This is a genomic window from Yersinia sp. 2542 StPb PI, from assembly GCF_048593855.1.
Classification (GTDB): domain Bacteria; phylum Pseudomonadota; class Gammaproteobacteria; order Enterobacterales; family Enterobacteriaceae; genus Yersinia; species Yersinia enterocolitica_E.
Genome location: NZ_JAZGQA010000278.1, coordinates 1 through 4,073, shown reverse-complemented (window position 1 = coordinate 4,073; position 4,073 = coordinate 1). Strand labels below are relative to the sequence as shown.

The following is a 4,073-nucleotide window of genomic DNA, read 5'->3' as shown; positions in this document are numbered from 1 at the left end:
TTGTTAACTAATTGATAAATAAGTAATAAAAAAGGCACAACAGAAGTTGTGCCTTGATGCGTTTTTGAGTCAAAACATTGCGAATAACTCCGCCAGATAGACCTTAACTCAAATTAGTCATGATTATCGGCTTAGCGAGCCAACCAACCGCCATCAACCGCGATGGTGTAACCGCTGATATAATCAGATGCTTTAGATGCCAGGAAGACCACTGGGCCTTTCAGATCATCAGGCAAGCCCCAACGGCCAGCAGGGATACGGTCAAGGATCTCTTTGCTGCGTTCTTCATCTTTACGCAACTGTTGGGTATTGTTGGTCGCCATGTAACCCGGTGCCACTGCGTTCACGTTGATGCCATGTTTAGCCCACTCGTTAGCTAACAGACGGGTCACACCCATGACTGCGCTTTTCGATGCGGTGTAAGATGGCACACGGATACCACCTTGGTAAGACAGCATTGATGCCACGTTGATAATCTTGCCGCCATGGCCTTGTTTGATGAACTGTTTAGCAACCGCTTGAGACATAAAGAACACGGTTTTGATGTTAACGTTCATGACATCGTCCCAGTCCTTCTCGCTGAAGTTGATCGCATCTTCACGGCGAATGATACCGGCGTTATTGACCAGAATATCGATTTGGCCAAATTCAGCGACAGCTTGTTCTAACAGGGCAGGGATGTGCTCAATTTTGCTCAGGTCAGCTGTCAGGCTAAGGAAACGGCGGCCCAGTGCAGTCACTTTATCAATAGTTTCACGTGGCTCAACAATGTTGATACCCACGATATCACAACCGGCTTCGGCTAAACCGATCGCCATGCCTTGGCCCAAACCTGTATCACAGCCAGTAACCAGTGCAACTTTACCTTTCAATTCAAAGGAATCTAAAATCATAGCTAACATCTCTCTCAAGGCGGTCAAAGATTGCCGCGATTTCAATATTGGGGAGAAAACCGCCCAAAGGACGGATTCGGTTGGTGACGCTTAACGCAATTCGCTAACAGCGATGTGGTCCATATCACTGAAGACTTGGTTTTCACCGACCATGCCCCAGATGAAGGTATAACGCTTCGTGCCCACGCCAGAATGAATAGACCAACTTGGTGAAATCACAGCTTGTTCGTTGTGGACTAACAAATGACGTGTTTCCTGTGCCTGGCCCATCATGTGGAACACCGCTGTTTCTTCGTCCATATCAAAGTAGAAATAGACTTCCATACGACGTTCATGGGTATGACAAGGCATGGTATTCCACAGATTGCCCGGAGCCAGTTTGGTTAAACCCATGGTCAGTTGGCAGGTTGGCAACACGTCAGGCACGATGTACTTATTGATAGTGCGACGGTTGCTGGTGGCATCATCACCCAATGTTTGCGGTGCGGCCTCTGCCAACGTGATTTTTTTGTTCGGGTAAGTGGTGTGTGCTGGCGCACTGTTGTAGTAAAACTTGGCAGGTTTTGTGCTATCGATACTGCTGAACTGCACCTCTTTCGCACCTTTACCCACATACAATGCTTCTTCATTGTTAATTTCATAACGCTGACCATCAACAACGATAAATCCTGAGCCACCGATGTTGATAACGCCCAATTCGCGGCGTTCCAGAAAGTAACTGACACCCAGTTGTTTACCTACATCATCACCAATACTGACTGCTTTACTGACGGGCAAAATACCCCCGACGATGATGCGGTCAATGTGGCTATAGGTCATGGTGTACTCATCTGCGGTGAATATATTTTCGATCAAAAATTCACGGCGCAAACCGGCAGTATCAAGCTGTTTCGCGTGGTCGCTATGGATGCTTTGGCGAACTTGCATGTCAGTACCTCTTTTACAGAACAGTATCTTGGTGGGTAAAACCCAACTCAGAAAGCAAGACCGGCTCAAACAAGCGCATGATGTCGACAATTGTTGCTGACAACCTGTACTGGTCTGATGTCTGACCGAGTGTTTCTTGTAATGCTGATGATGATAGTGTTTGCGGGAAGTTAATTCAATAAAAATGAAATGATGTTTTATTATTTTTTGAGGGATGTCATGATTTTTGGATTATTTATGGCTTATCTGCCAATTTTGCCCGTAGAATGGGCAGAATTCAGCGTGAAACTGTGACTACGCTACATCAGAAACTTATTCTGCATAATGAGGTGAGACAATGAAGATGTTCTTTATTAATGATGAAACGCCATGGGAAGAGTTAGGAAATGGCATTAAACGCAAAGTAATGACTTGGAGCGATGACCTGATGATGGTCTGCGTTCACTTTGACAAAGGTGCCATTGGTACTGCACACAAACATGACATTCATGACCAGATTGCTTATGTTGCCGCAGGCAGCTTTGAAGTGGAAATTGAAGGGCAGAAACGCATATTGAAAGCGGGTGATGCGTATCGTGCCGTGAAAAATGAGATGCACGGCGCGGTATCACTGGAGGATAACAGTATTTTAATCGACACCTTTAACCCTAAGCGAGATGATTTCCTCTAAAGGGTATTCGGGCGGTTGAGTCATTGGCTCCACCGCCCTCTATCATCAATACGGTAATATTACGTTATATCTTTTTTACTCAATTGCTCTAATGATTCCAACTTAATATCAGCCAATACCCAGCGTGGGTCTGCGCGATATTCGAGGGATGGGATCACGATAGAGCGCATTCGTGCTGCTTTAGTCGCAATCATACCGTTTACCGAATCTTCCAGCGTGACGCATTGTAGCGGATCGATACCGAGATCAGCCGCAGCATTCAGATACACCTCAGGGTGCGGTTTACTGTAGGGCAGGTATTCGGCTGAAACCAGACAGTCGAACTGATTTCTAACACCTAACATGTCCAGCACAAGCTCTTGCATACGGAGCGGGGATGCTGATGCCAGGCCGATTTTCAGCCCTTGTTGGCGGCAAAGGTCCAGTGCGTACTCAACGCCTGGCAGCACCGGGCGGGTCTCTTCGACCAGTTCTATCGCCCGAACAATAATCTGGTTGCACACTTCCGCCTGACTAGGACCCTGCCATGGCATGGCTTGGAACCAAAGCTTCACCACTAAATCGATACGTAAACCCAAGGTATCGGGTAATGAATCCCGTGAGGATGTATCCAGCCCAAGATTGGTGAAAATATCGAGTTCGGCCTGTAGCCATAATGGTTCCGAATCTATCAGCAAGCCATCCATATCGAAAATTGCCGCTTTAATCGGGTGAGGGGTTGCCATTTATCATCACTCCTGTGGTTTTTTTAGCTACGGGCTGAATACTTTATCATTAACTTAATGATAAAGCGCCGAATGAGCTAGGCTTGAATTTGTGTTAAGGGTGAGAGTTATAGCAAAAATTTTGCACAAAGAGCGAATGTAGCGGGTAAACTAGAGCTACATAAGTTGTGGTATTTACAAGGAGAAGTCATGACCTATCAACAGGCTGGGCGCGTCGCTGTTATCAAACGGATTGCAGGGTGGCTCGTTTTTATTCCAGCACTGCTGTCAACATTGATCTCAATTATCAATTTTGCCTATCAATATAGTCAAAAAAGCAGCGGGATTAATGCGGTCATGTTGGATTTTATCCATGTGATGACCGATATGATTCGCTTCAATACCACTTTTCTGGATGTTTTCTGGTTCAACTCGCCAGTACCTGATCTTCAGCAGGGTCTAACCGCCGCGAATATTATGTTCTTTATCATCTATATGCTGATTTTTGTCGGTTTGTCATTACAGGCATCTGGTGCTCGTATGTCGCGGCAGGTGCGGCACATTCGTGAAGGTATTGAAGATCAATTGATTTTGGAACAAGCCAAAGGTAGCGAAGGGCGCAGCCGTGAACAGCTAGAAGAGAAGGTGGTTTTACCGCATCACACCATCTTCTTGCAGTTCTTTACCTTATATATCTTGCCGTTAGTGATTGCGGTGGTGGGGTATTTTGTTCTTAAATTGTTGGGATTGATGGCTCAAGGGTGATTCTGTAGTAAGCAAACTGTAGTAAGCAAACTGTAGTAAGAAAGCCTTGCTGAGTGATAGAGATATATAGAAACAAGCCAGTGTGTGACACAGCATTCTGGCCTTTTTATTGTC

General features: G+C 45.8%; 5 protein-coding genes. 2 read left to right on the top strand and 3 right to left on the bottom strand.

The window, feature by feature from the left end; all coding sequences use genetic code 11:
• Positions 1-131: 131 nt before the first annotated feature.
• Positions 132-893: a 2-dehydro-3-deoxy-D-gluconate 5-dehydrogenase KduD gene (kduD, locus tag V1952_RS20470; RefSeq protein WP_005182925.1), complete on the bottom strand. Its 762-nt coding sequence runs from the start codon at positions 891-893 to the stop codon at positions 132-134.
• A gap of 90 nt (positions 894-983) precedes the next feature.
• Positions 984-1,820: a 5-dehydro-4-deoxy-D-glucuronate isomerase gene (gene kduI, locus V1952_RS20465; protein WP_420072409.1), complete on the bottom strand. Its 837-nt coding sequence runs from the start codon at positions 1,818-1,820 to the stop codon at positions 984-986.
• Positions 1,821-2,157: 337 nt separating this feature from the next.
• Here kduI and V1952_RS20460 point away from each other — a divergent pair, with 337 nt between their 5' ends.
• Positions 2,158-2,490, top strand: coding sequence for a cupin domain-containing protein (locus V1952_RS20460; RefSeq protein WP_032905805.1), 333 nt, complete (start codon positions 2,158-2,160; stop codon positions 2,488-2,490).
• Between the two features lie 59 nt (positions 2,491-2,549).
• Here the strand turns inward: V1952_RS20460 and hxpB are convergent, their stop codons facing one another.
• A complete protein-coding gene (gene hxpB / locus V1952_RS20455) occupies positions 2,550-3,215 on the bottom strand; it encodes a hexitol phosphatase HxpB (protein WP_420075428.1) in 666 nt (221 codons plus the stop codon).
• A 189-nt stretch (positions 3,216-3,404) separates the two neighbouring features.
• Between hxpB and V1952_RS20450 the strand changes: the two genes are divergently transcribed.
• A complete protein-coding gene (locus tag V1952_RS20450) occupies positions 3,405-3,959 on the top strand; it encodes a YniB family protein (RefSeq protein WP_083158671.1) in 555 nt (184 codons plus the stop codon).
• Positions 3,960-4,073 lie beyond the last annotated feature (114 nt).

Coding starts and splice junctions, on each gene's coding strand:
- kduD (WP_005182925.1), bottom strand. CDS start 893: ATGATTTTAGATTCCTTTGAATTGAAAGGTAAAGTTGCACTGGTTACT.
- kduI (WP_420072409.1), bottom strand. CDS start 1,820: ATGCAAGTTCGCCAAAGCATCCATAGCGACCACGCGAAACAGCTTGAT.
- V1952_RS20460 (WP_032905805.1), top strand. CDS start 2,158: ATGAAGATGTTCTTTATTAATGATGAAACGCCATGGGAAGAGTTAGGA.
- hxpB (WP_420075428.1), bottom strand. CDS start 3,215: ATGGCAACCCCTCACCCGATTAAAGCGGCAATTTTCGATATGGATGGC.
- V1952_RS20450 (WP_083158671.1), top strand. CDS start 3,405: ATGACCTATCAACAGGCTGGGCGCGTCGCTGTTATCAAACGGATTGCA.